Source organism: Kinneretia sp. DJ1R-11 (assembly GCF_025717595.1).
GTDB lineage: Bacteria > Pseudomonadota > Gammaproteobacteria > Burkholderiales > Burkholderiaceae_C > Paucibacter_A.
In genome coordinates, this window is record NZ_JAJIRR010000004.1 from 108880 (window position 1) to 135165 (window position 26286).

Annotated in this window: 23 protein-coding genes; 13 read left to right on the forward strand and 10 right to left on the reverse strand. The window is 64.9% G+C overall.

The window, feature by feature from the left end:
- The first annotated feature begins 47 nt into the window (after window positions 1-47).
- Both LNV23_RS09310 and LNV23_RS09315 read left to right on the forward strand, forming a co-directional pair.
- Window positions 48-1058: an AraC family transcriptional regulator gene (locus LNV23_RS09310; RefSeq protein WP_263562739.1), complete on the forward strand. Its 1011-nt coding sequence runs from the start codon at window positions 48-50 to the stop codon at window positions 1056-1058.
- The gene (locus LNV23_RS09315; protein ID WP_263562740.1) at window positions 1055-2077 is read left to right on the forward strand and encodes a DUF2804 domain-containing protein; all 1023 of its coding nucleotides are present in this window, start codon (window positions 1055-1057) and stop codon (window positions 2075-2077) included. Before LNV23_RS09310 ends, LNV23_RS09315 begins: the two co-directional genes overlap by 4 nt.
- A 669-nt stretch (window positions 2078-2746) precedes the next feature.
- On the opposite strand, the gene clpB is transcribed toward LNV23_RS09315, so the two are convergent.
- Window positions 2747-5353 carry an ATP-dependent chaperone ClpB gene (clpB, locus tag LNV23_RS09320; RefSeq protein WP_263562741.1) on the reverse strand — a complete coding sequence of 869 codons (2607 nt, stop codon included), beginning with the start codon at window positions 5351-5353 and terminating at the stop codon, window positions 2747-2749.
- A gap of 154 nt (window positions 5354-5507) precedes the next feature.
- Here clpB and LNV23_RS09325 point away from each other — a divergent pair, with 154 nt between their 5' ends.
- The 3 genes from LNV23_RS09325 (at window position 5508) to LNV23_RS09335 (ending at window position 9698) form a co-directional block, all read left to right on the forward strand.
- Window positions 5508-6026, forward strand: coding sequence for a DUF1993 family protein (locus LNV23_RS09325; protein WP_263562742.1), 519 nt, complete (start codon window positions 5508-5510; stop codon window positions 6024-6026).
- A 400-nt stretch (window positions 6027-6426) separates the two neighbouring features.
- Window positions 6427-8946, forward strand: coding sequence for a M9 family metallopeptidase (locus LNV23_RS09330; protein WP_263562743.1), 2520 nt, complete (start codon window positions 6427-6429; stop codon window positions 8944-8946).
- Between the two features lie 86 nt (window positions 8947-9032).
- The gene (locus LNV23_RS09335; RefSeq protein WP_263562744.1) at window positions 9033-9698 is read left to right on the forward strand and encodes a hypothetical protein; all 666 of its coding nucleotides are present in this window, start codon (window positions 9033-9035) and stop codon (window positions 9696-9698) included.
- Window positions 9699-9721: 23 nt separating this feature from the next.
- Here the strand turns inward: LNV23_RS09335 and crcB are convergent, their stop codons facing one another.
- A complete protein-coding gene (gene crcB / locus LNV23_RS09340; RefSeq protein WP_263562745.1) occupies window positions 9722-10120 on the reverse strand; it encodes a fluoride efflux transporter CrcB in 399 nt (132 codons plus the stop codon).
- Window positions 10117-10617: a molybdenum cofactor biosynthesis protein MoaE gene (locus tag LNV23_RS09345; protein ID WP_263562746.1), complete on the reverse strand. Its 501-nt coding sequence runs from the start codon at window positions 10615-10617 to the stop codon at window positions 10117-10119. Before LNV23_RS09345 ends, crcB begins: the two co-directional genes overlap by 4 nt.
- Window positions 10618-10835: 218 nt before the next feature.
- On the opposite strand from LNV23_RS09345, the gene LNV23_RS09350 reads away from it, so the two are divergent.
- Genes LNV23_RS09350 through LNV23_RS09360 form a run of 3 tightly spaced genes read left to right on the forward strand, consistent with a single transcriptional unit; the run spans window position 10836 to window position 13818 of the window.
- The gene (locus tag LNV23_RS09350; RefSeq protein ID WP_263562747.1) at window positions 10836-11879 is read left to right on the forward strand and encodes an SPFH domain-containing protein; all 1044 of its coding nucleotides are present in this window, start codon (window positions 10836-10838) and stop codon (window positions 11877-11879) included.
- A 13-nt stretch (window positions 11880-11892) separates the two neighbouring features.
- Entirely contained in the window at window positions 11893-13554 is a 1662-nt protein-coding gene (locus LNV23_RS09355) for a DUF4178 domain-containing protein (protein WP_263562748.1), read from the forward strand.
- Window positions 13555-13590: 36 nt separating this feature from the next.
- Window positions 13591-13818 (forward strand): DUF350 domain-containing protein, encoded by a 228-nt coding sequence (locus LNV23_RS09360; RefSeq protein ID WP_263519674.1) that lies wholly within the window; start codon window positions 13591-13593, stop codon window positions 13816-13818.
- A 43-nt stretch (window positions 13819-13861) separates the two neighbouring features.
- Here the strand turns inward: LNV23_RS09360 and LNV23_RS09365 are convergent, their stop codons facing one another.
- A complete protein-coding gene (locus LNV23_RS09365; RefSeq protein WP_263562749.1) occupies window positions 13862-14452 on the reverse strand; it encodes a PEP-CTERM sorting domain-containing protein in 591 nt (196 codons plus the stop codon).
- A gap of 342 nt (window positions 14453-14794) precedes the next feature.
- Here LNV23_RS09365 and LNV23_RS09370 point away from each other — a divergent pair, with 342 nt between their 5' ends.
- From LNV23_RS09370 to LNV23_RS09380, 3 genes are all read left to right on the forward strand, one after another.
- Complete coding sequence (locus LNV23_RS09370; RefSeq protein ID WP_263562750.1) at window positions 14795-16390, forward strand: polyamine aminopropyltransferase; 1596 nt, start codon at window positions 14795-14797, stop codon at window positions 16388-16390.
- A complete protein-coding gene (locus LNV23_RS09375) occupies window positions 16390-18000 on the forward strand; it encodes a flavin monoamine oxidase family protein (protein WP_263562751.1) in 1611 nt (536 codons plus the stop codon). Before LNV23_RS09370 ends, LNV23_RS09375 begins: the two co-directional genes overlap by 1 nt.
- A 160-nt stretch (window positions 18001-18160) precedes the next feature.
- Complete coding sequence (locus LNV23_RS09380; protein WP_263562752.1) at window positions 18161-18679, forward strand: outer membrane beta-barrel protein; 519 nt, start codon at window positions 18161-18163, stop codon at window positions 18677-18679.
- A gap of 83 nt (window positions 18680-18762) precedes the next feature.
- Here the strand turns inward: LNV23_RS09380 and LNV23_RS09385 are convergent, their stop codons facing one another.
- Window positions 18763-19791: a questin oxidase family protein gene (locus LNV23_RS09385; RefSeq protein ID WP_263562753.1), complete on the reverse strand. Its 1029-nt coding sequence runs from the start codon at window positions 19789-19791 to the stop codon at window positions 18763-18765.
- A 48-nt stretch (window positions 19792-19839) separates the two neighbouring features.
- On the opposite strand from LNV23_RS09385, the gene soxR reads away from it, so the two are divergent.
- Together soxR and LNV23_RS09395 are read left to right on the forward strand one after the other, a co-directional pair.
- Entirely contained in the window at window positions 19840-20457 is a 618-nt protein-coding gene (gene soxR / locus LNV23_RS09390) for a redox-sensitive transcriptional activator SoxR (protein ID WP_318023220.1), read from the forward strand.
- 125 nt (window positions 20458-20582) lie between these two features.
- Window positions 20583-21113: an outer membrane beta-barrel protein gene (locus LNV23_RS09395; protein ID WP_263562754.1), complete on the forward strand. Its 531-nt coding sequence runs from the start codon at window positions 20583-20585 to the stop codon at window positions 21111-21113.
- A gap of 487 nt (window positions 21114-21600) precedes the next feature.
- Here the strand turns inward: LNV23_RS09395 and speD are convergent, their stop codons facing one another.
- Genes speD through LNV23_RS09420 form a run of 5 tightly spaced genes read right to left on the reverse strand, consistent with a single transcriptional unit; the run spans window position 21601 to window position 26237 of the window.
- Complete coding sequence (gene speD / locus LNV23_RS09400; RefSeq protein WP_263562755.1) at window positions 21601-21972, reverse strand: adenosylmethionine decarboxylase; 372 nt, start codon at window positions 21970-21972, stop codon at window positions 21601-21603.
- Window positions 21973-21987: 15 nt separating this feature from the next.
- Complete coding sequence (locus LNV23_RS09405) at window positions 21988-22242, reverse strand: MoaD/ThiS family protein (RefSeq protein WP_263519687.1); 255 nt, start codon at window positions 22240-22242, stop codon at window positions 21988-21990.
- Window positions 22243-22259: 17 nt separating this feature from the next.
- The gene (locus tag LNV23_RS09410; RefSeq protein ID WP_263562756.1) at window positions 22260-23519 is read right to left on the reverse strand and encodes a molybdopterin molybdotransferase MoeA; all 1260 of its coding nucleotides are present in this window, start codon (window positions 23517-23519) and stop codon (window positions 22260-22262) included.
- Window positions 23512-24918: a threonine synthase gene (gene thrC / locus LNV23_RS09415; protein ID WP_263562905.1), complete on the reverse strand. Its 1407-nt coding sequence runs from the start codon at window positions 24916-24918 to the stop codon at window positions 23512-23514. The genes LNV23_RS09410 and thrC overlap by 8 nt, the downstream gene beginning before the upstream one ends.
- A gap of 5 nt (window positions 24919-24923) precedes the next feature.
- The gene (locus tag LNV23_RS09420; RefSeq protein ID WP_263519664.1) at window positions 24924-26237 is read right to left on the reverse strand and encodes a homoserine dehydrogenase; all 1314 of its coding nucleotides are present in this window, start codon (window positions 26235-26237) and stop codon (window positions 24924-24926) included.
- Window positions 26238-26286 lie beyond the last annotated feature (49 nt).

The following is a 26286-nucleotide window of genomic DNA, read 5'->3' on the forward strand; positions in this document are numbered from 1 at the left end:
ATCATCGCGGCCTGCTTTCCCATGACTTGCCACTCGCCTTCTCGCCCATGACCGAAGCCCGCGTTGCCGCCAGCTATGTGCAGCTGCTCTACGAGCATGTCGCCGCGCTCGGGCTTGACGCCCCCGCCCTGCTGGGCCCAGGCCCGGCCGCGGGCGAGCATTTCGTCGCGCTGAAGCGTTGGCAAGCCTTGCTTCAACAGGCGCAAACCCTGGATCCCGACCCGCCGGCCACCTTCGGCCTGCGCTTGGGCCGGGGCATCAGTCCGCGACATTTCGGCGTGATCGGATATGCCGCCCTGGCTTGCGGCACCCTGGCGCAAGCCTTGCAGCGCCTGGAGCGCCACCACCGCTCGGTCTACGACGTCAACCAGGCTCAGGTCGAGCTGCGGCCGGAAGGCCTGCGCATCGTCTGGGGCGTGGAGCGCGGCCGGCCAGGTGCTCTGGTGGACGAAACCGCCCTGGCCGCCCTGATGCAGCTGACGCGCGATTTGAGCGGACGGCCGCTACGCGCACTGGGTGTGGATTTCGTCAACCCCCGGCCGGCCGATGTGAAACCCTACGAGGCTTTCTTTGGCGGCCCGGTTCGCTTCGCCCAGCCGCTCACAAGCCTGACCCTGGTCCACGAAGACCTGGCCCTGCCCTTGCGCGCCTCGGACAGTGCTCTGCTGGCCCTCTTGGACGAGCAGGCCGAGCGCCTGCTGCGCGAACTGGGCACGGCGCTCAGTGAGCCGGTGGCTTTGTGGCGCCACACCTTGATCGGTCTGATCCGCTCCGGCCGCAGCGCCCTGGCCGATCTGGCCCAAGCTCTGAACATGAGCCCGCGCAGCTTGCAACGCCGCCTGAGCGAGCAAGGCAGCAGCTTCCAGGCCCTGCTGGATCAGACCCGCCAACAACTGGCCGAAGCCTATTTGCGCGACCCCGAGCTAGAGCTCAGCGAGGTGGCCGGCCTACTGGGCTACTCAGAGCACAGCGCCCTGAGCCGCGCCTTCCGGCAGTGGACGGGGCAGACGCCGCAAGAATGGCGGCGCGCACAGAATCTGAAGGTGCACAGCTCGTGAAACTCGAACACTTGCCCAAGCCGCCGGCCCGCCTGGTGCTGAACGGCGAGCCCGCCAACGGACGTTTTGCCGGCCGGCTCGAAGCGGGCTTCGACTGGCGCGGTCTGCAAGCCCCGCACACGCGCAGCTGGCTGTGGCGGCGCCTGCATCACAAGCGCTGGGTCTATCTGGGCCTCGGTGACGAGCGCCTGTTCATCGGCCTGGCCATCGTCGATGTGGGCTGGACCTGCACCGCCTTTGCCTATCTCTTCGACCGGCGCGAGCGGTCCATGCGGGTGGACTGGAGCCAAGACGGCCTGCCGGGCTTGCAGGCGCAGGTGTCCGACGACCCGTTTGCAGCAGGCAGCTCCACCTGGTTTCGCGGCATGCGCGCTCGACTCGACTTGAGCAGCGGGAAGGACCAGCGCATGCAGATTCAGGTGGACACGCCGCAGCTGCAGATCGAGGCCGAACTGGACCTGGCGGCCATGGCGCCGCCCCTGCTGGCCATCGGCCCCATCGCCGGCGGCGTCGCTCATGCCACGCAAAAAACCAGCGCCCTGCCTTTGCGCGGCCAGGCACGCTTGCGCGGCGCTGCCGGGCATGAGGATCTGAGCCTGGACCAGGCCTGGGGCGCGCTCGACGCCTCCAACGGCCTGCTCGCCCGCCACACCGCCTGGCGCTGGGCCAGCGCGCATGGCCCGGGTCTGGGCTTCAATCTGCAGCAGGGCTATTTCGGAGGCCAGGAAAACGCGCTCTGGCTTGATGGCGAGCTCATCCCACTCGGCGCGGCGCGCTTCGCCTTCAATGCGGCCCAGCCGCTGCAGCCCTGGCATGTGAGCACAGACGACGGGCTGCTCGACCTGCAATTCCAACCCGAAGGCGCGCGCCAGGATGCCCGCAACCTCGGCTTTGCCGCCAGCCACTATGTGCAGCCGGTCGGCACCTTCAAGGGCTGGGTGCGCGCCTCACCCGATGGGCCCAAGCGTGAGGTTCACCGATTGCTAGGCGTGACCGAGGACCATCAGTCGGTGTGGTGAGCAGTCTCACGAGAGTAAGCCGGTATGACAGAGAACGGCACAGAGCAGCCCACTGGCGCTAGTGCGTGGGGCCCTGCAGTTCGGGCCGTCGCCGGGCTCATGGTTCCGGGGTCGGCCCTGGCGGGCCGACTGCCTTGCGCTGCTCTCGCCTCGGGGCTGGCGCATAACTCACTTCACTCACTGCGCTCGTTCCGTTCAGACAGACGCGCCAAGTCAGTTCTTGAAGCGCGCGGGTACGCGCGCGCCCCGAGCCGCTGCGCTGCTCAGCCCTTCACAAATCGCCCAGCGGCGGCCCGAACTGCAGGGCGCTTGCATCGCGATCGATGTGCGCCTCGGCGATGGAACATGCCACATTCGGAGCTGGCTCGGCCCGACGACGGGCGATTTGTGCGCGGCCGAGAGCGCAGCGAAGCGGCTCAGGCGCGCGTACCCGCGCGCTTCAAGCACTGACTCGGCGCCACTGTTTGACCACAGTGAGCGCAGCGAACTGAGGGAGTTTGGCGCCGCTGAGCCGCGCAGTCAGCACCGAGGGGAGTCGGCTCGCAGAGCCGACCCGGGCACCATGAGCACGGCGGCGGGCCGAGTCACCGCAGCGCGGGAACCCGGCCATCAAGTTTCCACTTTATGCCGCTCGCAGCCCCTCGCGAAGCGAGAGGGACCGCCCTCCACTCAATGCACCACGCGCCCGAACTGGAACTCGCCGTCCAGCACATCGACCGGGATCACATCCTTGGGGCCAAAGCGGCCTTGCAGGATGAGCTTGGACAGCGGGTTCTCGATGCGCTGCTGGATGGCCCGCTTGAGCGGGCGGGCGCCAAACACCGGGTCGAAGCCGACCTTGGCCAGCTCCGCCAGGGCGGCAGCGCTGACGTCGATCTTCATCTCCAGCTTTTCCAGACGCTGCTCCAGGATCTGCAGCTGGATCTTGGCGATGGAGGCGATGTTCTTCTCGTCCAGGGCATGGAAGACCACGGTCTCGTCGATGCGGTTGAGGAATTCGGGGCGGAAATGCGCCTTGACCTCGCCCCAGACGGCTTCACGAATCACCTCGCTGGACTCGCCGGCCAGACCCATGATCTGCTGAGATCCCAAGTTACTGGTCATCACGATCACGGTGTTCTTGAAGTCCACAGTACGGCCCTGGCCATCGGTCAGGCGACCATCGTCCAGCACCTGCAAGAGCACATTGAAGACATCGGGGTGGGCCTTCTCGACCTCGTCCAGCAGCAGCACGCTGTAGGGCTTGCGGCGCACGGCCTCGGTCAGGTAGCCGCCTTCGTCATAGCCCACATAGCCCGGAGGCGCGCCGATCAGGCGCGACACCGAGTGTTTCTCCATGAACTCGCTCATGTCCATGCGGATCAGGTGCTCTTCGCTGTCAAACAGGAAGCCGGCCAGAGCCTTGCACAGCTCGGTCTTGCCCACGCCGGTGGGGCCCAGGAAGAGAAAGCTGCCCAGCGGGCGGTTCGGGTCGGACAGGCCGGCGCGTGAACGGCGGATGGCATCGGCCACCGCGGTGATGGCCTCGTCCTGGCCGACCACGTGCTGGTGCAGTTTCGCTTCCATTTGCAGCAGCTTGTCGCGTTCGCCCTGCATCAGCTTGGAGACCGGAATGCCGGTGGCGCGAGCCACCACCTCGGCGATCTCCTCGGCGCCGACCATGGTGCGCAGCAGCTGCGGGCGCGCCGTGCCCTCCTTGCCTGATTTGGCCTTGCCGGCCTCCTTGGCCTGGGCCTCCTTCAGGCCCTTTTCCAGCTCGGGCAGGCGGCCGTATTGCAGCTCAGCGACCTTGTTGAAATCGCCCTTGCGCTTGAGCTCCTCGATCTGCTGCTTGATGCGGTCGATCTCTTCCTTGACGTGGGCGCTGCCCTGGGCCTGCGCCTTCTCGGCGGTCCAGATCTCTTCAAGGTCGTTGTACTCGCGTTGCAGCTTGAGCAGCTCTTCTTCGATCAGGGAGAAGCGCTTTTGCGAGCCTTCGTCCTTCTCACGCCGCACGGCCTCGCGTTCGATCTTGAGCTGGATCATGCGGCGATCGAGCTTGTCCATCACCTCGGGCTTGGAGTCGATCTCGATCTTGATCTTGGCCGCGGCCTCGTCGATCAGGTCGATGGCCTTGTCGGGCAGGAAGCGATCGGTGATGTAGCGGTGGCTCAGTTCCGCCGCGGCAATGATGGCCGGGTCGGTGATCTCCACGCCGTGGTGGACCTCGTACTTCTCTTGCAGGCCGCGCAAGATGGCGATGGTGGCCTCCACGCTCGGCTCATCGACCAGCACCTTTTGAAAGCGGCGCTCCAGGGCGGCGTCCTTCTCCACATACTTGCGGTACTCGTCCAGCGTGGTCGCGCCGATGCAGTGCAGCTCACCGCGAGCCAGGGCCGGCTTGAGCATATTGCCGGCGTCGATGGCGCCCTCGGCCTTGCCGGCGCCGACCATGGTGTGGATCTCATCGATGAAGAGAATCGTCTGGCCCTCGTCCTGCGCCACTTCCTTGAGCACCGACTTCAGACGTTCCTCGAAATCTCCACGGTATTTGGCGCCGGCCAGCAACAAGGCCATGTCCAGCACCAGGATGCGCTTGTTCTTCAGGGAATCAGGCACCTCGCCGTTGACGATGCGCTGGGCCAGACCTTCGACGATGGCCGTCTTGCCCACGCCGGGCTCGCCGATCAAGACCGGGTTGTTCTTGCTGCGGCGCTGCAGCACCTGGATGGAGCGGCGGATCTCGTCATCGCGGCCTATCACCGGGTCCAGCTTGCCTTCGCGGGCGCGCTCGGTCAGGTCCAGGGTGTACTTCTTGAGCGCCTCGCGGTTGCCCTCGGACTCCTGGCTGTCGACCTTCTGGCCACCGCGCACCGCCTCGATGGCTGCTTCCAGCGATTTGCGGCTCAGGCCATGGCCACGCGCGATGCCGGCCAGATCGGTCTTGGCATCGGCCAGGGCGAGCAAGAACATCTCGCTGGCGATGAAATGGTCACCGCGCTTGGAGGCCTCTTTCTCGGCCGCCTGCAGCAAGGCCACCAGGTCGCGCCCGGCGCTGACCTGCTGGCCTTCGCCCTGCACCTGGGGCAAGCCGGCGATGATGCTGTCGAGCGCGGTCTTGAGCGCCGGCACCTTGACGCCGGCGCGCTCCAGAAGAGCCTTGGGGCCGTCCTCCTGCGCCAACATGGCGCTCAGCACATGGGCCGGCTCCATATAGGGGTTGTCGCGGGTGATGGCCAGGCTCTGAGCCTCGCCCAAGGCTTCTTGGAAACGGGTGGTGAACTTGTCTGCTCGCATGGGATGAATCCTCCGTTGCTGGGACAGCTGAGGCCGATGGCGCGGCTTTCAAGACAGCGGGGCTTGCGACCCAGGCTTCTAGGGGGACAGCTCCAGAGGACCGGCAAAATGGCGCGCCGCACCCACGCTGCTCCTAAGACAAGCCCCAGCTGCCATGAACCCGCCCCTGCTCTACACCGCCAGCGTGCCCGTTTTTCAACGCTACCTCACACAGCTGGGTCTCATGCTTGATGCAGCTCAAGCGGAGCTCACAGCCGGCCGGCTGAGCGAGGCGCAGCTGCTGGAAGCGCGTCTGGCGCCGGACATGCTGCCTCTTCATTTACAGGTCCAGGTGGCCGCCGGTTTTGTGCTGCGTGCCTGTGCACCCTTGCAAGGTCAAGCCGTGCCGGCGCTGGGCACGCCCGGGCCTGGCATGTCGGGCTTGCAAGCTCTGGTGCAGGAGCGGCTGACCTACCTCGACACGCGGGTCGCCGAGTCCTTTCGCGACGCGGAACTGCGCCAGATCAGCAGCGACGCCGGCCAGGCCCTGCTGCAATTGCCCGCCAGCGAGTTCCTGCAGCACTTTGCCCTGCCCAACTTCTTCTTTCATCTGACATGCACCTACGCCCTGCTGCGGCAGTTGGGCTTGCCCCTGGGCAAGCAGGACTTCGACGGCCTGCATCGCTACCGCTGAAGATGCCAGCGCCCTGCTCTTGACGCCGATATCCGGGCAGTAGCAAACCACACCGAAGCTTCGGGACAGGGGCCTTGGTTCGCAGTGGCAAGCAGCGCTCATTCGCACGAAGAACGACCAGGCCCGCGCATGAGGCCCATTCAGTAGGCCTTCTGCTGTACTTGGAAACCCCATCGGTAGTTTCCATATTTCATAAATATATTTCTAGTATTCATTCAAAAAACATCCTCTAATGCGCAGCCATGGCGGGGCCTGTTGCTCGCGCCGAGCTAGGAAGGATGGATCGATGTCATCGCACGCTCTTGCGGCCTGGAGCCGCTTTCTTCGTCAAGCGCAGTCGCGTCGCCGGCCATGCGGCGCAGGTGGCAAAGCAGCCGACTCGCGGCGCCTAGGCCCAAGCTTGGCGATCCCCATCGCGCTGATGGCCGCGCTCAGCGGCGCGGCACATGCCGGCCGAATCGAGGAACATCGCCCACCCAGCAAACTCAGCGCCGAGCAATCACTGGCCCGGACCGAGCTGCTACGCCAGGGCCTGCTGCCCAATGACCCGGGCCATGTGCGCCCGGGCGAGCACGCAGCCAAAGTCGGCCTGCACCCGGCCCAATTGCCGCCGCGCCGCACCGACGAGCTCGTGCTGTACAAGCAGCGCCTGGGCGAGGAACAGGTCGAGCTGCCTTTCAGCGAACGCCCTGCGTGGGCACGAGCCGCATTGCTGGTGCAAAACCCGCGCTTGAACGACGGCGGTTTGAACAGTCTCAAGACGGCGACCGCCGGCGCCTCCTGCACCGGCCAGGACTTTGTGGGCAAGAGCGGCGCGGCCCTGATCAATTTCATCGACGCGGCGGACCTGCGCAACTGCATGTACCAGCTCTACTACGGCAGCGCAGCAGACTACCGCGCGGTGTTCTCCGACGCCAACATCATCCATGTCTCGAAGGCGCTGAAGGCCCGCGCCGCGCAATACCCCGGCAATGACAGCAACAAGGCGATGAACTTGCTGTCCTATCTTCGCACCGCTGGGTATTGGAGTTATATGTCCACCTACGGGGACCCCTCTAATGGAATTCCAGCCGGCAGCCGCAGCATGATGAATGCGGCGCTCTCGGCCTTGCTGCAGCTGAGCAGCGCTCCGCGCTTCATGGACCCCACCGAGGACAACGCCTACTTCGTCAGTGAGTTTTTCAAGACCGTGTCATCCGGCTTTGCCAAAGCCTATGCGCCGATCGCCCAGCGCTGGCTGAACCAGGTGCAGCCTGCCACCACCAAGATCGGCTACTGGACCAACGACGCCATCTTGGGCGCGATGAATGTGCTGTACTACGGCGAGTACCAGGCCGACTACCGGGCCTCCGCTGGCGCCAAGCTCGACTACGCCCAAACGCTGAACGACTTTCTGACGCGCAATCGCTCGCTGGCCGGCAGCACCGAGGGCTACCACCTGGCCAATGCCATGGGCGAGATGATTCGCTTCGTGCAATACCCGGCGCTGCAAGAGCAGGTGCGCTCGCTGGGCGTGAGCCAAGTGGCGAACTTCCCGGTCAACCAAGACAGCACGATTGAAGTCTGGATGCGCGCCGCCGCCATGGTGGACCAGTACGACGCCGAGCAGTGCAGCGTCTACGGCACCTGCAATGGCTACGACACGATTGCGCAGCTGAAGCTGCCGATTCGCTATGCCTGTGGCAGCCAGTATGTGATTCGCGCCCAGGCGATGACGCCGACGCAGTTGGACAGCAGCTGCAGCAGCATCAGCCAGCAGACCGGTTACTTCCATACCCTGATGGTCACGCAAGCCGAACAGCCGGTGCCGGACGACCACAACAGCCGTTTGGAAGTGGTGGTGTTCAACAACTACGACCAGTACAACCGCTTCTCGGGCTATCTGTTCGGCAACAACACCAACAACGGCGGCATGTATCTGGAAGGCGACCCAGCCGACCCCGCCAACCAGGCGCGCTTCCTGGCCTACCGCGCCGATTGGTTGTCTGACTTCGAGATCTGGAACCTGAACCACGAGTTCACCCATTACCTCGACGGCCGCTACAACCTGCGCGGAGCCTTCTGGGACTATCCGCTGGAACTGGGCGCAGGCGGCATCGCGAACTCGGCCGTCTGGTGGATCGAGGGCCTGGCCGAGTACGTGTCCTACAGCTATCGCCGCGCTTACTATGCCGACGCCACCTCGCGCGCCCAAACCGCGCCCGAGGCCCTGAGCACGGTGCTGAAGAACACCTACAGCAGCGGCCAGACGCGGGTCTACAACTGGGGCTATTTGGCGGTGCGCTACATGCTCGAACGCCAACCAGAAAAAGACCGCAGCTTCTTGCCCCTGATGCGCGACGGCGACTATGCGGCCTACAGCCTGCAGATCAGCCAAATCGGCAACAGCCTGGACGGCGACTTCTCGCAGTGGCTGAGCGAATGCGTGGGTGGCGGCAAGATCGATTCGCCCCGCTGCCAGAGCTTGCGCCCGGGCACCCTGCCCTTGCTCACCCCGGCAGCCCTGGGGGAATGCAAGTTGGGCGCTGCCAGCCGCCTGGCCAATGGCTGCGCCAAGACCCTGGTCCCGGGCGCGACGATGCAGTTCTACATCTCCGCCAGCAGCTGGCCACAAACGCTGTTCACCCTCAGCCAAGTCAGCGGCAACGCCGACATCTACGCCCGCGCCTCAGGCTGGGCCAGCCCGAGCAGCTATGACGTGATGGCCAGCAGCCACGGCGACAAAGTCAGCATCCAACTGCCCACCGGCCCAGGTGGCTGGAGCTATGTGACCGTGGTGCCACGCAGCGGCTTTGCCACTGCGACCCTGCGCGGCATGTTCAGTGAGCTGCCCTTCCCCGCCGGCAGCGCCCGTCTCAATAGCCAGACTGAGGCCGAGATCTCTGAGAGCTCGGTCAGCGAGAGCCCGTCAGCCCCTTGAAGCCAGCGCCGCTTCTACGGCCTCTCTTGGTCTGAGGAGGCGGGCGTCTCTCAACTCTCCGACATTGAAGAAAAACACAGCCCACCATGAAACTTCACACCCTGATCACCGCCCTGGCCACCACCGTCTTGAGCAGCCTGGCCGCGCAAGCCGATGTGCAGGTTTTCACCTCGCAAACTGCCTTTCAGGCCGCCAGCGGCTCACTGGGCATCGACCGCTTTCAAGACCTGAGCGCCGACGAAGCGCTGGACGGCCCGCTGCTGCGCCAAGCCGGCGCACACAGCTACCGCGTCAGTGCCTTGGACGGCCTGGAAAACCAGTTCTACCCCACAGCCGGCGAGAACGGCGCGGTGTGGCTGTCGAGCAACCGCGTCGGTGCCCATCTGCTGTTTGACAGCTTTGCGGGCTCGCTGCGCGCCATCGGTGGCAACTTTTTGGCGACGACCTACGACGGCGAAGCCTGGCCAGCAGCCCGCCTGACCCTCACCTTGACCGATGCCCAGGGCAGCACGACGCAAGAGCTGGACCTGAGCGGCGCCTCGAGCATCAGCTTTCTGGGTTTCGTCAGCAGCAGCAGCCTGCTGAGCCTGGACATCTCGGTGTCCAGCAGCAGCTTGGCCGTTTTCCCCAGCGTGGAGAACTTCCAGCTGGGCCTGGCCGCTGCGGTGCCCGAACCCAGCAGCGCTGTGTTGCTGCTGGCTGGCCTGCTCCTGCTACCTGCGCTGAGCTCGCGCAAGTTCATCAAGCGCTGAGCACTAGGGCTGGGCTGAAGGGCTCAGTCCAGCCAGAACTGCATCAGCCGCATGCCGATCGCGGCGGTAGCCAAAGCGCCCAACACATGCAGTGCGGCATGGCCCAAGGCCAGGGCATGCTGGTGGCGCTGCAAGAGGGTCAGGGACTCGCCCGAAAAAGCGGAGAAGGTGGTCAGGCCACCCAAAAATCCGGTGACCAGCAAGAGGCGCAGCAGTTCATCAGGGAAGCGGCCGAACCACTCCAGCGCCATGCCGATCAGCAGGCCACCGACCAGATTGACCAACAAAGTGCCGAGCGGAAACCCGGCATAGCTGCTGTTGAAGTACACCCCGGCGATCCAGCGGCACAGGGCGCCCAAGGCCGCGCCGCCGGCGACGGCCGCGCCCTGCATGAGCCAGACAGGATTGCCGCTGCCGTTCATGCCGACAGCCCGGCATTGCCGGCCACCTTGAGGCCCCAGCGCGCCAGTGCGGCGTCGTCCGCCTCGCGCGCATCGACCCACTGGCCGCCCTCGGCGCTGTATTCCTTCTTCCAGAACGGAGCCTGCGTCTTGAGGTAGTCCATCAAGAATTCGCAAGCCTGAAAGGCCTGGCCGCGGTGACGCGATGTCACCAGCACCAACACGATCTGATCCAACGCGGCCAGGCGGCCGACGCGGTGGATCACGCGAGCGCCGTGGATGTCAAAGCGTTGCATCGCGGCGTCGATCATCGTTTCGATGCTGGCCTCGGTCATGCCGGGGTAATGTTCGAGTTCCATCGCCTCGATGACGGGCGCGTCGCCAGCGACATCGCGCACCGTGCCCAAGAAGCTGACCACAGCACCTGTGCGCCCATCGCCCGCGCGCAAAGCGGCGGCTTCATGGCTCAAGTCAAAATCTTCCGTCTGGATGCGGACACGGGCGGGGCGGGCTGTCATGGCGCGAATTGTGTCATCGGCGGCCAGAGGTATCACATCCAGCTTGGGGAGCGACGGTGAATTTGACCCGGGCCGGCCAACAGCGGCTTTGGTACTTTGCCGCATACTGCCCGCCAAGCACTGTCGGTTCGGGTCGAAGTATGGGCTTCGATGCTTGTTCGTGATCATCAACAAGTACCGGCAGCATGTGAACGGAGTGACAACAAGGAGACGCGGCCATGGGCCTGATGGATTTCATCAAGAAGCAGTTCATAGACATCCTCCAGTGGACCGAGGACGGTGATGGCACGCTGGCCTGGCGCTTCCCCATGGCCGATATGGAAATCCAGTACGGCGCCTCGCTGACGGTGCGAGAGTCGCAGCTGGCCGTGTTCGTCAACGAGGGCAAGGTGGCCGATGTCTTCGGGCCGGGCACCCACACCCTGAACACCCAGACCCTGCCGGTACTGACCTACCTGAAGAACTGGGACAAGCTCTTCGAGTCGCCCTTCAAGAGCGATGTCTACTTCTTCAGCACCCGCCAGCAGGTGGACCAGCGCTGGGGCACGCAGCAGCCGGTGACCATCCGCGACAAGGACTTTGGTGCCGTGCGCCTGCGCGCCTTCGGCAACTTCGTCTACCGCGTGGCCGATGCGAAGCTCTTCCACACCGAGATCTCCGGGACGCGCGAGCGCTACACCGTGCAAGACCTGGACGGTCAGCTGCGCGGCCTGATGCTGCAACACATCAGCGATGCGGTGGCCCAGAGTGGCATCCCCTTCCTGGACCTGGCGGCCAACCAGATCGAGTTTGCGCGCCAGCTGCAAGCAGCCACGGCGCCCGAGTTCGAGAAGATCGGTCTCAAGCTCGAAGGCGTGACCCTGCAGAACGTCTCCCTGCCGGAAGAGCTGCAAAAAATCCTCGACCAGAAGATCGGCATGGGCATGATCGGCCAGAACATGGGCCAGTTCATGCAGTACCAGACCGCGCAAGCCATCCCCAAACTGGCCGAAGGCGTGGGCCAAGGCGGTGGCGGTGGTGTGGCCGGCGACGCCATGGGCCTGGGCGCGGGCCTGGCCATGGGCCAGGTGCTGGCCCAGCAGCTGCAAGGCGGCCTGGCGGCTGCCGCTGCTCCAGTGGTGGCCGCAGCCGCACCGGCTGTGCAAACGGCCGATGACATCGTGCTGCTGCTTGAGAAGCTGGGGGACCTCAAGACCAAGGGCATCCTGACCGACGAGGAATTCGCCGCCAAGAAGGCCGACTTGCTGAAAAAACTGAGCTGAAGCAGCGCGCGTCTTGACATCCGACACGACCCCGTCCGGCGCGCCTCAGCGCCGCTGGCAGGCGGCCTGCCCGAATTGCGGCGCCACGGTGGAGTTCGCTTCGGCGGCCTCCGCCAGCGCTGTTTGCAGCTATTGCCGCAGCAGTCTCTTGCGCGAGGGCGATGCCCTGCGCAAGATCGGACTCAGCGCCGAACTGATCGAAGACTATTCGCCGCTGCAGATCGGCGCCAGCGGTCGCTACGCCGGCGCGCCCTTCACGGTCGTCGGTCGCCAGCAGATCGCCTATGCCGAGGGCAGCTGGAACGAATGGCATGTGCTGTTTGATGGCGGCGCCGCCGGCCCGCGCTCGGGCTGGCTGGCCGAGGACAATGGCAGTTATGTCATGGCCTTCGAGGCGCCGCTGTCCGAAACCGCGCCCAAGGCGCAGGAGCTGATCCTCGACCGCACGTTGCAACTGGCCGGCCAACGCTGGACGGTGGCGGCCGTCACCCTCTGTCATGTGCGCGCCGCCCAGGGCGAACTGCCACATCCACCCGTGCTCGGGGCCGAGCGGCAATACTTGGTGGCCGAACTGCGCGGGCCCGGCAATGAAGTCGGCAGCCTGGATTTCAGCCCCAGCCTGCAAGCGAGCAGCGCGGCACCGATCTGGTCGCTGGGCCGCGCTATCCGCCTGGACGCCATGGCCATGCAAGGCCTGCGCGAAGAGGCCAGCAGCAACAAAGACCTGAAATCACGCAGCCTGGAATGCCCCAGCTGCGGCGCCGCCCTGACGCCCAGCCTCAGCAGCACCCGCTCCATCGTCTGCGGCCAGTGCCATGCGGTGGTGGACATCTCGCAAGGCGCGGGGGCCGATCTCGAACACTATGCCCAGAACAACGGCATGGAGCCACAGCTGCGTCTGGGCAGCACGGGCATGCTGCCAACCGAGAGCGGCCAGGCCATCACATGGCAGGTGGTCGGCTACCAAGAGCGCTGCGACCTGCCCGAGAGCAGCGAGGACGAGCAAACCTTCTGGCGTGAATACCTTCTCTACAACAAGGTCGAAGGCTTTGCATTTCTGGTCGACACCGAGGAAGGCTGGAGCTTGGTGCGGCCCCTGACCGGGGCCCCGGTGAGCAGCCGAGGCGAGCGCATCGACTGGGGCGGCAAGAGCTACAAGAAGCGCTGGACCTACCAGGCCAAGGTCACCTATGTGCTCGGCGAGTTCTACTGGCAAGTCAGCCGCGAGCAGCGCGCCCTGGTCAGCGACTACGAAGGTCAGGGCGAGGCACGGCAGATGCTGCTGAGCCGCGAGCAGACCGACAACGAAGTGGTCTGGAGCCTCGGGCGCAAGCTCGACGCCGCCGTGGTGGCTCGCGCCTTCAAGCTGGCGCCAGAGCGCGCTGCGGCCCTGGGCCGCGATGCCAGCAGCCTCAGCGACGGAGGCGGCCTTCTGCGCAAGATCCTGATTGCTGTCTTCATCTTGCTGGTTCTGGTCTTGCTGCTGCGCGCCTGCAGCCGGGACGACTGTCAGGCCTACAAGGACAGCTACGGCGAAGCCAGCGCCGAATACCAGCAATGCCGCCGCGGCGGCGCTCGCTTCAGTTCAGGCGGAGGTTCGTACGGAGGCTCATCGGGCGGCTCATACGGCGGATCCTACGGCGGCTACAGCAGCGGTGGTGGCGGCCACAAATGAACTCGCGACAAGGCAAGTATTCAGGAGAACTCACCCATGGAACATGCATTTGAATGGCTCAAACCCGGCATCGTGCTGGGCTCCATCCTCTACGCCCTGATCGGCGTGCTGGTGTTCTGGATCAGCTTCGTCATCATCGACAAGCTGACGCCTTACAAGCTCTGGGAGGAGATCGTCGAGCATAGAAACATCGCCCTGGCCATCGTGGTCGGGGCGATGTGCATCTCGATCGGGCAGATCGTGGCCGCGGCAATTCACGGCTGATGGGCGCGGCTGGCTTCGGCCAGACCGGCCCATCACTGGAGATTCAGGCGCTGCGGCGGCGACGCACCAAGCCAACGGCCATCAGGGCGACCAAGGTCAAGGCCAACGATTGCGGTTCCGGCACATGGGTTGCGGTGGCTTGCACTCCATTGATGAAGCTGGTGCGGTCATAGTTGCCCAGATTCCGGCTTCGGAATTCCAAAGCACCGGAGCCGCTGGCCGTGAAGTCAAGATTGCGCTGACTCCACTCCTGGCCGACCTCGGTTGAAAAGCTGCCCAAAATCGTGCCGGCAAACAAAACGTCATAGGTTTGCACACCCGAAGACCAATTGCTGCGGCCGGCATCAAACCAGCTCAAAGCCACTTGCGTGCCCGCATCCAGGGTCAGGTTTTGCGACAGCGTGGCGCCGTCCATCTGTAGGCCCACCACAAAGTTGCCCAAGCCGGACTGACCGTTTACCAAGCTCGACGGGCTCCCCCAGGGGCCGCTGTTGGCCCCGATCACAACGGCATAGCCCGAAGTATTCCAGTCGGCCAAGGTGCAACCTGCGTGCAAGCTTGTGTAGCAATAGTCGCCGTTAGGGCCGCCCATGGTCTGAGTTTCGAAGCCACCGTTCTTCACGACAGAGGTCACGGGGCCAGCTTGCACCGCACCAGCCGACATCAGCATCGCGGCAAAGCACAAAGTGCTGAGGGAAAAGGTCGAAATCATCCGGCTTTTCATGGGGCGTTCCAGGTAGTGAAGAAGTTGTGGCCGCAGTGTCTATGCAAAGAGCAAGACCTGACCCCTCGGGCCGCCCTGTCACAGTGACGCAAATCACGGTCCGGCATATCGGCCTCTGGAAACCCCCTTATCCGAGTGCCATTCACGGAGCTGTCATGGCGGCCCCGGTGCAGCGACAGGGCAATCACAGTGCGGGTGCTGTTCGGGTCCGAACAAGCAGGCAAGTCGCTGCCATCGGTTAACCTCGCGGCCATGTCTTCCCTTGCCGACCCTCCCGCAGCGCCCGCAGAATCAGAGCCCGCCGCCGGCCGCATTTCCCTGCACGAAGTCCTACTTCTGGCCAGCGTCTTTGTGGTGGCAGCCTGCGGTCTGGTCTACGAGTTGGCGGCCGGGGCCTTGGCCAGTTATCTGCTCGGTGACTCGGTGCTGCAGTTCTCCACCATCATCGGCACCTACCTCTTCGCCATGGGCCTGGGTTCCTGGTTGAGCCGCTATGTCGAACGCCAGCTGGTGGCCCAGTTCCTGAAGATCGAGCTGCTGGTGGGGCTGGTCGGCGGTCTCATGCCGGCCGCCCTTTTCCTGGCTCACAGCCTGCTGCCTCCGGGCCACCAGGCGGCATTTCGCGTGCTGCTCTATGGCCTGGTGCTGCTGGTCGGGGCCCTGGTCGGGCTGGAGATTCCGCTGGTCATGCGCATCCTCAAGAAGCAGTTCCGCCACCGCTATGCCTTGCGCGATCTGGTATCGCAGGTGCTGACCTTCGACTACCTTGGCGCCCTGGTGGTGGCCCTGGCTTTTCCCTTGCTGCTGGTGCCGCATCTGGGCCTGGTGCGCACCGGACTGTTCTTCGGCCTGCTCAATGTGGGTGTGGCGATCTGGGCTCTGTTTCTCTTCCGCAGCGAGCTGCGGGCCTGGCGCAGCCACGCCCTGGCCTGCGGCCTGAGCGCGCTGGCTCTGCTGCTGGCCATGCTGCTGGCCGAGCGCCTGAACACCTGGGCCGAAGACCGCTTCTACGGCGAGCACATCATCGTGCGCGAAAGCAGCGACTACCAGCGCGTGGTGGTGACCTCGGGCCAGACCGGCACGCGCCTGTTCCTGAACGGCAATCTGCAGTTCCATTCGCGCGACGAATACCGTTATCACGAAGCCCTGGTTCACCCGGCCATGGCTGGCCACGGTGCGCCCAAGCGTGTGTTGGTACTGGGCGGCGGCGACGGCATGGCGGTGCGCGAAGTGCTGCGCTACCCCAGCGTCGAGCGCGTCACCCTGGTCGAGTTGGACCCGCACATGACCCGGCTTTTCTCCACCCTGCCCTTGCTGCGCCAACTCAACCGCGACGCCTTGCTCAGCTCCAAGCTGCAGATCGTCAATGCCGATGCCTTCGGCTGGCTGGAACAGCAACCCGCCGACGAACACTTCGACGTCATCATCATCGACTTCCCCGACCCCAGCAATTTCGCGCTCGGCAAGCTCTACAGCAGCAGCTTCTACCGCCTGATCGACCAACGCCTCAATGCCGGCGGCTACGCCGTGGTGCAGACCACCTCACCCCTGATCGCAAGGCGCAGCTTCTGGACCGTCGTGACCACGCTGGAATCGGCGGGGCTCACGACCACGCCTTACCACGCCCATGTGCCCAGCTTCGGCGAATGGGGCTTCGTGCTGGCCGGGCGCCGGCCCTGGGCCATGCCGAGACAGCTGCCCGAGGGCTTGCGTTTCCTGAGCCCGACCGGGCTGCCGGCCTTGCTCGATTTCCCGCCCGATATGGCGCGGCTGCCGACCGAAGTGAACCGGCTGTCCAACCAGGTCCTGGTGCACGAGTTCGAGGCCGAATGGGGCCAGGTGCATTGATGGCGCTGCGTCGTCGCGATCTGATGCTGGCGGCGCTGGCCGGCGGGGGCAGCGCGCTCTTGCAAGGCTGCCAGGCGCAGGTGCCAGATTTGGCAAGCCTGCCCGGCAGCTGGCTGGGCGCGAGCGCCGAACGCGGTCACCGCCTGCGCCAGCCCCTGCCCTCGGGCAGCGGCCATCACAGCTTGCCGACACAGCGCCGTCAAGTGTTGATCGTCGGCGGCGGCATCGCCGGCCTGGGCTGTGCGCGCGGCCTCAGCCAGGCCGGCATTGACGATTTCGCGCTGCTGGAGCTGGAAGACGAAGTCGGTGGCAACAGCCGAGGCCACCGCATGGGCGGCATCGCCTGCCCCATGGGCGCCCATTACCTGCCCCTGCCGGGGCCACATGCGCGCGAGGTCTACCAGTTACTGGAGGAGCTGGGCCTGGTGCGCCAGGAGCTCGGCCGCCCCGTCTGGGATGAACGTCAGCTCTGCCACAGCCCGCAGGAGCGCCTGTACTTCCAAGGCCAGTGGCTGGAGGGTTTGTTGCCGCCGGCGCGCAGCCCGGCTGCAGAAGCCCAGTTGCATAAGTTTGAACAGGCGGTGGACCGTGCGCAGCGCGACCTCGGCTTTGCCATGCCCAGCCATCGCCTGCCCTGGACCGCCGGCCATGCCGCGCTCGACGCCCAGACCTTTGCCGAATGGTTGAACCAGCAAGGGCTCAATGACCCACAGCTGCGCTGGTACCTGGACTACTGCTGCCGTGACGATTTCGGCGCCGGGCCTGAGGCCGTTTCGGCCTGGGCCGGCTTGCACTATTTCGCCAGCCGCCACGGCTTCCATCCGCCGGGTTCGGAAACGTCGGAGCGCGAGCCGGTGCTGACCTGGCCGCAGGGCAATGCCTTTCTCAGCGAAGCCATCGCGGCCCCCTTGCAGCCGCTGATTGAGCGCGGGAGCACGGTGCTGCATGTCGAGACCGGCAAGCATGAGATCACGCTGCGGGTCTGGAACGAAGCCGCACAACGCGAAGAGCGATGGAAATGCCAGCAGCTGGTCCTGGCGACACCGCTTTTCATAGCCCAGCGCCTGCTGGGCCAAGCCGTTTCAGCCCTGAACGATGCCGTCGCATTGCAGCGTCATGCCCCTTGGTTGGTCGCCAATCTGCAGCTCAAAGGCCCCATGCTGCAAGGCCTGGGCGTGGCGCCGTCTTGGGACAATGTCATCTTCGGCAGTCAGGCGCTCGGCTATGTGGACGCCATGCACCAGAGTCTGAAGCCTGTGAGCGGGCCGACCGTGATCAGCGCCTATTGGGCCTTGCCGCAAGCTCGCCGCGGCGAGCTTCTGCGCTCGGACTGGCACCACTGGCTGACGCAAGTCTTGGCCGAATTGACCACCGTTCACCCCGATCTGCCCGGACTCTTGCAGCGGGCCGATTTGGTGCGCTGGGGCCATGCGATGAGCATTCCAAGCCCGGGCCTGCGCGGCTCGCGCGCCCTGCAGGCCCTGCGACGACCGCAGGGGCGGATTCACTTCGCACACAGCGATTTGGCGGGCTACTCGGTGTTTGAAGAGGCCTATACCCGTGGCTGCGAAACCGCAGTGACGGTTGCGAAATTTGCATCCATCAAGTAACAAAACAAGAAAAGGTAGCAATATTCAAGACTCAACGACTGCATGCTGGCACCTGCACCGCAGGCCGCGACACCGCAGGGAAGCCTGGTTAGAGTGCGAAGCATCTCCCGAGGGGGAGCTTGATTTCAACCGCAACTTTTCCCTGAAAGCAGTCCACACCATGAACAAATTCATCGCCGCCGCCGCCCTGGCCCTGATCGCTACCACCGCCTCTGCCGCTGACAGCAATTTCTACGTCGGTGGAGACATCGGCTCGAGCAAGTTCAAAGCCGAAGGCGAATCCCGTTCCAAGACCGGCTTCGGCGCCACCTTGGGTTACACCCTGAACCCCAATGTGGCCTTCGAACTGACGGCACGCCGCCTGGGCAGCTTCAAGGAAGACGGCAGCAAGCTCAGCGTCAATGCACTGCAAGCCTCGGTGCTGGGCATCGCTCCGATCACCAACGAGTTCTCGATCTACGGCCGCCTGGGCATGGGCCGCAACTCCCTGGACTTGAGCGAAGGCGCTGTCAGCGCTTCCGTGCACAAGAACAAGGCCCTGGTGGGCATCGGCGCCAGCTACCAAGTGGCCAAGAACGTCGCACTGCGCGGCGAGTACACCAATCTGGGCAACAACAAGGTGGGCGACACCAGCGTCAAGATGCATCAGTTCAACGTTGGCATGACTTACGCCTTCTGAGCCCGCCGGCCTTGAGGCCGGTTCGCCGGCTCCTCTGAATGACAAGCAAGCCCCGCCACAGCGGGGCTTTTCCTTTTTCAGAATCAGCGCAAGACCAGCGCCGCCGCCAGGAGATAACGGGCATCGCCATAGACTGCCATTTCCTCGTGGCAGGCGTGGACGAGCTTGATCGTGTGGTCGTCGCGGGCTTGCGTGGCAGCCTCAGCCAACTCGCTCCAGCTCAGGTCCTCTGTTCGGTCCAGCTCCGTCGCAGCCGATCGCGGCTGGACCCGCCCCGCCATATAGGCCGCAACAAAAGCCTCGCCCAGCCGATCCTGGACGGCCGGGTCAGAGCGCAAGGTCTCCGGCAGCCAGGGCAAGAGCAGGCGGAGGGCGCGCAGACCGGTGATCATGTGCAAGACGGTGAAGTTGGCGCTGTCCAGGTAGTAGCCCAATGCCAAATGAGCCAACTCAGCAAGGCGCTGCTCCAGCGAAGCTGCGGGTGCCAGACCGTGGGCCAATTCGGCATACAAGGGCGTCTGAGTCGCCGCTTCCATGCGCAAGAAGATCAAGGGCGCCTCACTGCGCCAAGACTTGGCGCCATCGACCAGGGCTTGTGACCAGCGCTCCGGCTGACGCACAGGAGCGGTTCCGGCGGCCGGCGCCGGCAAGACGTGCCAGCGGCAAGCCCAGTAGGCCAAGGCCGAGGCCAACTCCGCAGCGTGGCCGGACTCGAGCGCATGAGCGGTACGGATGGCACCGTGAAAAGCCACGGCCGAGACACCGGGCAGCAGCACCGGCAGAACCTGGCGCAGCAGCACGTCGCGCCCCTGCTCGGCGAGAGCAGCCGCGAAACTGTGCCGCAGATCTGCAAAGGCCTCGTAGCGACCCAGTGCCTCCTGCCAGTCAGGCAAGACTCGGCCCTCGCTCGGGCTGCGGCGGCCCTCGAAGCGCTCGGTGTAGCTGGCGAAGAAGTTTTCGATGCGAACCTCATCGGCGCCCAGGCTGTGCAGGGCCTGCAGAGCCATGGGCAGGTGGCTGCTCAACTGCTGTCCATACTCGGGCGGGAAAGCAAGGCTGCGGTCCAGCCAGGCATGGAGCTGTTTGCTGCTGGAAACGGTGGAACTGGACATGGTGGAAACGCTCGGAAGTGATGCAAGGCTCCTATACTGAAAGTTCAAGTGAACTTGAAGTCAAGCGCTTTTTCGATCAAGTCGATCAAGATTCATATGCCAAGTAAATCCGCCACCAAGCTGCCCATCGACACCGCTCAGGCACGACCGGATCCGCGCGCCAAGGCCCCTGCCGCGGCGAGCGATCGGCTACCCATCGGGGAACTGGTGCGGCGCAGCGGCGTGGCGGCCAGTGCCCTGCGCTTCTATGAAGACGCCGGGCTGATGCAAAGCACACGCAGCGGCAGCGGTCGGCGCCAGTACGCGCGCGCCGATCTGCGTCGTCTGGCCTTTGTCCGTGCGGCCCAGGCGGTCGGTTTGAGCCTGGAGCAGATCCGCGCAGCTCTCGCCCAGCTGCCCGATGGCCGCACACCGACCGTGGCCGACTGGGAACACCTGTCTGCCTCCTGGCGGCCCATGCTGGACCAACGCATCGCCGAGCTCACGCGCTTGCGCGACACGCTGAGCTCATGCATAGGCTGCGGCTGCCTGTCCTTGAGCAAATGCGGGCTCTACAACCCCGATGACCAGGCCGCTCGGCATGGCGCGGGCGCCCGCTACTTGCTCGGCGACAGTGCCCCAGCGGCCATCCAACAAAAGCCGATGCGCCGCAGGCGCGCTGGGTAATCTTTCCATCAAACCTTGATGGCTCGATACAACAGCCGAGAAAGGACAAGGGGAAACCCTTGATAGGATGCGCGCCTCTCTCCGGAGGGAGAGTTTTTGTGATCCTAGAAAAGAGTTCCATTTCCATGAAGAAGATTTTTGCCCTGGCCGCTCTGGCCTTCGCCGCTTCCACCGCTTGCGCCGCTGACAACAGCTGGTATGTGGGTGGCGACATTGGTTCGAGCCGCTTCAAGATCGAAGGCGATTCGGGCTCCAAAACCGGTTTCGGCGCCAGCGTTGGCTATCAGCTGAACACCAATGTGGCTTTCGAGGCTTCTGTGCGTCGTCTGGGTTCGGACACCGAAGACGGCCTCAAGCTGTCGGTCAACGCGCTGCAAATTTCGGCACTGGGTATCGCCCCGCTGAACAAGGAGTTCTCGCTGTTCGCACGCCTGGGCGTAAGCCGCAACTCGCTGGACTTCACGGTCAGCAATGTTGACTTTTCTTTGCACAAGACCAAGGCCTTCTTCGGCTTGGGCGGCGCTTACCAGTTCGACAAGGCTCTGAGCCTGCGCGCTGAGTATGTGAACTTGGGCAAGAACAAGATCGGCGCTGGCGGCCAAAGCGCCGAGTTCAAGATTCACCAGTTCAATCTGGGCCTGAACTACGCCTTCTGATCTTCACCGATCCGTTCGCATCCACAAGAAGCCCCGCAGCCGCGGGGCTTTTGTGTTTTTGAGCTGCACCTGGAGAGGCCGCAATCGGCACAGAGTAGCCTTTGAAGGTTGGGCTTGTGCCAAGGGGCGTCGGGCGAGTGCTTCCGCTCATGTCTGGGCCAGCGGCCCAGCCCTTCGCCTGGCACAAACAGTCCTCAGGACTGTTTGAGTCCGGGCTCAGTCCTCCTGCCTGTGCAGCGCACAGGCCTCCCCCTTTACTTCGCTTCAGCACTCACCCGACACCTCTTGTCAGTGCGATCGCTCGTCGTTTTCGTCGAAGGAGCATGGCCTCGCTGGATCGGGACGGCTGGGTGCTCTGCGAAGTGAAGTAAAGGAGGAGGCCCCAGCCGCAGGCTGGGGTCGGGGGACATGAACGGAGTAGAGTACCCAGTCGGCCCGATCAACACCCGACCCAAGGGCTGCTTCGTGCCGATTCCAGCCGACCTCGTCAGCCGCGCACCAAACGCTGCTCTCGCCGTGAGCCAGCATCAAAGGCATCGCACAGCAGCTGCATCAACCGTTCGGCCGCGGCACTGTTGTCGCCCACCAGGTTGCAGACATACACGTCGAGCGTGACGCCGCCCAGCTCGGGCCAGGTGTGAATGGCCAGATGCGATTCGGCCAGCAGAACCACGCCCGTGATGCCGCTCTGCTCACAGCCAGGCGCGACCTCAAAACGATGAAACAGCTCGGCCACAGCGCCCAAACCCGCCGCCTGCACGGCATCGCGGCACAGGCGACCGAGAGACTCTGGGTCCAGCATCAACGGCGACTGCGGGTCGCAGCCACGCAAATCGGCAGTCAGATGCAAGCCCTGCACAGCAGCCTCATAGACTCAACCGCCGGTGACCGGCGGGAAAAAGGCCAGCTCGGCATCGGCCGAAATGCGGGTCTGGTCGCTTGCCACCATCTGCTGGTTGAGCGCACAACGAACGGCTCTCCCAGGCCCCAAGGCGTCCGCATGCGCCGCCGAGCGCCCACAGAGCTGCTCGCGCAAAGCGGCCACGCTGGTGCCGGCGGGAATCTCGAGTCGCTCGCCCGCCCCCAACTGCTCCCGCAGCGAAGCAAAAAAACGCAGTTGCACCTGGATCATGACCACGGCATCACTCATGACAGCAACTCACTGAAGGGCAGAAAGCGCACCGTGTCGCCGGGCGCGATGCTGCGGCCCGAGGGGTTGTCCACCAGGCCATCGCCCCAGACCGCCGAGCTGAGCACGCCCGAGCTTTGGTTGGCGAACAGATCCAAGCCGCCGGCCTCGTTGAGCCGGGCACGCAGAAACTCCTGGCGCCGATCGGCACGCGGCCAGGCGAAATCCGCACGCAGTGCATAGGCGCGTGGCTGCAGGCGGGTGGCGCCCTGCAGGCGCAAGATCACCGGCCGAACCAGCAGGCAGAAGGTCACCAAACTGGCCACCGGATTGCCTGGCAGACCGACGAACCACGCTGAACCGCCATCACCATCGCGCCGCACCGAACCGAAGGCAAAGGGCTTGCCCGGTTTGATGGCGATCTGCCAGAGCTCCAGCTGCCCTTCGGCCTGCACGGCCGGCCGCAGATGGTCTTCCTCGCCGACGGAAACGCCGCCCGAGGTGATGATGAGGTCGGCCCGCGCCGCCGCTTCCCGCAGGGCCGCGCGCGTGGCATCGAGCCGGTCGGGCACGATGCCCAAGTCCAGCACCTCGCAGCCCAGGCCTTGCAGCAGGCCGCGCAGGGTGAAGCGGTTGGAGTTGTAGATGGCGCCGGGACGCAGCGGCTCGCCGGGCATGACCAACTCATCGCCGGTAGAAAACAGCGCCACGCGCGGGCGCCGCGCCACTTTCAGCTGGGCCGCGCCGACCGAAGCAGCCAGGCCCAAGCCCGCCGGATCCAGGCGACTGCCGACCGAGAGCACGGTGGCGCCGCGCTCCACATCCTCGCCGCGGCGACGGATGGCATTGCCCAGCTCGGGCACGCTCAAGAATCGCACGGCGCCCAGGCCCTCGCCCGGCACGGCCTCGCATTGTTCCTGCATCAGCACGGTGTCGGCGCCCACTGGCACTTGCGCACCGGTGAAGATGCGCGCCGCCGTGCCCGGCTGGTGAGCCGCACCGACCACGCCGGCCGGCACGCGCTGCGCCACCGGCAGAACCGAGCCTGGCTCGTGCACATCGGCGGCGCAAAAGGCATAGCCGTCCATGGCCGAGTTGTCGGCCGGCGGCACGTCGAGCAAGGACACCACGTCCTGGCTCAGCACCCGGCCCAGGGCCTCGGCCGTGGGCAGCACTTCGCTCAAGCCCAGGGGCTGAACAGCAGCCAGCAAGCGGGCCAGCGCCTCGTCCAGCGGCAGCATGGCCGGCTTGGCCTGGGCGGCAGAGGACTCAGACATGGGTTTCAATGAAACGCTGGACTGCGGCCACATCGACCGGCATCACCACCACGCGCTTGGGCAGAGATTCGATGTGCTCCAGACCAGCGGGCCGAGGTGGCGGTGTGCCCAGCGCTTCCTCGATGGTGGCCGCGAACTTGACCGGCAAAGCTGTCTCCAGCACCAGCATGGTCACACCGGGCTCGCGGCGCTCTTGTGCCACCTTGAGGCCATCGGCGGTGTGGGTGTCCACCACCACGCCGTAGCGTGCGTGGGTGGCGCGAATGGTGGCCAGGCGGTCAGCATGGCTGCTGCGGCCGGACTGGAAGCCATAACGCGCAATCTCGGCATGTTCGCTGGCGCTGATCTGGAAACGCCCTTCGCGGGCAATGGCCTCGCCAAACAAGCCCTTGACCCGCTGGCCGTCACGACCCAGCAGATCGAACACAAAACGCTCGAAATTGCTGGCCTTGGAAATATCCATGGACGGGCTCGAGGTCTCGTGCGTCTCGGCGCTGCCGCGCACGCGGTAGACGCCGGTGCGGAAGAACTCGTCCAGCACATCGTTTTCGTTGGTGGCCACCACCAAATGCGCAATCGGCAAGCCCATCATGCGCGCCACATGGCCCGCGCAGACATTGCCGAAATTGCCCGAGGGCACGGTGAAGCTGACCCGCTCGGTGTTGCTCGTCGTCGCCTGGAAGTAGCCAGCAAAGTAGTACACCACCTGGGCCAGCAAGCGCGCCCAGTTGATCGAGTTGACCGTACCGATCTGGTACTTGCGCTTGAACTCGAGGTCATTGCTGACCGCCTTGACGATGTCCTGGCAGTCATCGAACACGCCCTCGACGGCGATGTTGTGGATGTTCGGGTCCTGCAGGCTGAACATCTGGGCCTGCTGGAAGGGGCTCATGCGGCCATGGGGGCTGAGCATGAAGACATTGACGCCGGCCTTGCCGCGCATCGCGTATTCGGCAGCGCTGCCGGTGTCGCCCGAGGTGGCGCCCAGAATATTGAGCGTCTGGCCGCGCCGGCCCAGCTCGTACTCGAACAACTGGCCCAGCAGCTGCATGGCCATGTCCTTGAAGGCCAAAGTCGGGCCGTTGGACAAGGCCTCCAAAGCCAAGCCGGGCTCCAAGGTCTTGAGCGGCGTGATCTCGGGGGTGCCGAACACCGCCTCGGTGTAGGTGCGGCGGGTGATGGCACGCAGCTCTTCGGCCGGGATGTCGTCGATATAGAGCGACAAAATCTCAAACGCCAGATCGGCATAGGCCAGGCCGCGCCAGCGCGTCAACGTGGCATCGTCCACCTGCGGGTAATGCGTGGGCAGGTAGAGGCCGCCATCGGGCGCCAGGCCTTCCAGCAGGATGTCGCAGAAACGGCGCTCAGTTTGGTCGCCGCGGGTGCTGATGTATCGCATGCTCGTCAAGCCAATTCTTCCTTGCGCAGACGCACGATGGGCGCCAGCACGGTGTTCAAACCTTGCATCTGAGCCAGGGCCAGGTTCATGCGGCCTTCCTGGGTCTCGTGGGTCAGGATGATCAGGTCGGTCTGGCGTTCGCCCTCGTTGGATTCGCGCTGCAACACGGCATCGATCGAGATGTCATGCTCGGCCAGGATGGTGGTGATGCGCGAGAGCACACCGGCCTCGTCGGCCACGCGCAGACGCAGGTAATAGCTGGTCAGCACCTCGGCCATGGGCAGGATGGCGGTGTCGCTCATCGCGTCGGGCTGGAAGGCCAGATGCGGCACGCGGTGGTCGGGGTCGGCGGTGTGCAGGCGGGTGATGTCCACCAGATCGGCGATCACCGCCGAAGCGGTCGGCTCGGCGCCGGCACCCTTGCCGTAGTAGAGCGTGGTGCCGACGGCATCGCCCTGCACCACCACGGCGTTCATCGCGCCTTCGACATTGGCAATCAGGCGGCTCATGGGCACCAGGGTCGGGTGCACGCGCAGCTCGATGCCCGTGTCCCGGCGGCGGGTCAAGCCCAGGAGCTTGATGCGGTAGCCCAGCTGCTCGGCATACTTGATGTCGGCCGCTTGCAGCTGGCTGATGCCTTCCACATGGGCTTTGTCGAACTGCACCGGCACGCCGAAGGCGATGGCGCTCATCAGCGTCAGCTTGTGGGCGGCGTCCACGCCTTCGACGTCAAAGGTCGGGTCGGCCTCGGCATAGCCCAGGCGCTGCGCTTCCTTCAGCACGGTGGCGAAGTCCAACCCCTTGCTGCGCATCTCGGACAGGATGAAGTTGGTGGTGCCGTTGATGATGCCGGCGATCCACTCGATGCGGTTGGCGGTCAGGCCCTCGCGCAAGGCCTTGATGATGGGGATGCCGCCAGCCACGGCCGCTTCAAACGCCACCATCACGCCCTTGGCGCGCGCGGCCGCAAAGATCTCGGTGCCATGCACGGCCAGCAGCGCCTTGTTGGCGGTGACCACATGCTTGCCCTGGGCGATGGCTTCCAGCACCAGGGTGCGAGCCAGATCGCAGCCGCCGATGGTTTCGACCACGATGTCGATCTCGGGGTTGCGGATGATCTCGAAGGGGTCGGCGGTCACCACCACATCGGCGTCACCCACGATTTGACGCGCCTGCGCCAGATCACGGCGGCACACCATGCTCACTTCGATGCCGCGGCCGGCGCGGCCCTTGATCTCCGCCTGGTTGCGACGCAGCACATGGAAGGTGCCACTGCCCACGGTGCCAATGCCGAGGAGGCCGACTTTGATCGCTTTCATGCTGTCTGTCACTTTGCTGTTCACGTTTCGAAGAAAACAAACCCGGGAG

Coding starts and splice junctions, on each gene's coding strand:
- LNV23_RS09395 (WP_263562754.1), top strand. CDS start 20,583: ATGAAGAAGATTTTTGCCCTGGCCGCTCTGGCCTTCGCCGCTTCCACC.
- thrC (WP_263562905.1), bottom strand. CDS start 24,918: ATGCGATACATCAGCACCCGCGGCGACCAAACTGAGCGCCGTTTCTGC.
- LNV23_RS09420 (WP_263519664.1), bottom strand. CDS start 26,237: ATGAAAGCGATCAAAGTCGGCCTCCTCGGCATTGGCACCGTGGGCAGT.
- LNV23_RS09360 (WP_263519674.1), top strand. CDS start 13,591: ATGGAACATGCATTTGAATGGCTCAAACCCGGCATCGTGCTGGGCTCC.
- LNV23_RS09325 (WP_263562742.1), top strand. CDS start 5,508: ATGAACCCGCCCCTGCTCTACACCGCCAGCGTGCCCGTTTTTCAACGC.
- LNV23_RS09385 (WP_263562753.1), bottom strand. CDS start 19,791: ATGTCCAGTTCCACCGTTTCCAGCAGCAAACAGCTCCATGCCTGGCTG.
- LNV23_RS09380 (WP_263562752.1), top strand. CDS start 18,161: ATGAACAAATTCATCGCCGCCGCCGCCCTGGCCCTGATCGCTACCACC.
- LNV23_RS09335 (WP_263562744.1), top strand. CDS start 9,033: ATGAAACTTCACACCCTGATCACCGCCCTGGCCACCACCGTCTTGAGC.
- LNV23_RS09375 (WP_263562751.1), top strand. CDS start 16,390: ATGGCGCTGCGTCGTCGCGATCTGATGCTGGCGGCGCTGGCCGGCGGG.
- LNV23_RS09410 (WP_263562756.1), bottom strand. CDS start 23,519: ATGTCTGAGTCCTCTGCCGCCCAGGCCAAGCCGGCCATGCTGCCGCTG.
- crcB (WP_263562745.1), bottom strand. CDS start 10,120: ATGAACGGCAGCGGCAATCCTGTCTGGCTCATGCAGGGCGCGGCCGTC.
- LNV23_RS09310 (WP_263562739.1), top strand. CDS start 48: ATGACCGAAGCCCGCGTTGCCGCCAGCTATGTGCAGCTGCTCTACGAG.
- LNV23_RS09370 (WP_263562750.1), top strand. CDS start 14,795: ATGTCTTCCCTTGCCGACCCTCCCGCAGCGCCCGCAGAATCAGAGCCC.
- clpB (WP_263562741.1), bottom strand. CDS start 5,353: ATGCGAGCAGACAAGTTCACCACCCGTTTCCAAGAAGCCTTGGGCGAG.
- LNV23_RS09345 (WP_263562746.1), bottom strand. CDS start 10,617: ATGACAGCCCGCCCCGCCCGTGTCCGCATCCAGACGGAAGATTTTGAC.
- LNV23_RS09350 (WP_263562747.1), top strand. CDS start 10,836: ATGGGCCTGATGGATTTCATCAAGAAGCAGTTCATAGACATCCTCCAG.